General features: G+C 74.8%; 1 protein-coding gene. It reads left to right on the plus strand.

The features are described 5' to 3' along the window. A partial coding sequence (locus HMPREF0058_RS11500; protein WP_006549971.1) for a 16S rRNA (uracil(1498)-N(3))-methyltransferase occupies positions 1–580 on the plus strand: 580 nt, incomplete at both ends.

Below are 580 nucleotides of genomic sequence, written 5' to 3' on the forward strand. Positions count from 1 at the left end.
ACGCCGTGACCGTGCGCCGGCTGCGCGCGGGGGAGCGGGTGGACCTGGCCGATGGAGCAGGCCTGCGCCTGGTCTGCGAGGTCACCGCCGCCGAGGGCAAGGACCGACTGGCGGTGCGGGTACTGGAGCGCATCGAGGAGCCGGCACCCTCTCACGCCCTGGTCCTGATCCAGGCCCTGGCCAAGGGCGGGCGGGACGAGCAGGCGGTGGAGACCGCTACGGAGGTGGGGGCCGACGTCGTCATTCCCTGGCAGGCAGGCCGGTCCGTTGCCCAGTGGAAGGGGCCGAAGGTCGCCAAGGGGCGTGAGCGCTGGCAGGCCACGGCGAGCGAGGCGGCCAAGCAGGCGCGGCGCGCTCGGGTTCCGCAGGTCGCTGAGCCGATGACGACGGCGCAGCTGGCCGCCTGGGTGCGTGAGACCACCCAGGCCGGCGGCACGGTGCTGGTGCTGCACGAGGAGGCGACGGCGCCCATTGGCGGGGTGAGCCTGGCAGGCAGCGGTGCGATCGCCGTCGTCGTCGGGCCCGAAGGGGGCATCAGCGCCGAGGAGACGGCGGCGCTGGAGGCTGCTGGCGCGACGAC

The organism is Actinomyces urogenitalis DSM 15434 (assembly GCF_000159035.1).
Taxonomy (GTDB): Bacteria; Actinomycetota; Actinomycetes; order Actinomycetales; family Actinomycetaceae; genus Actinomyces; species Actinomyces urogenitalis.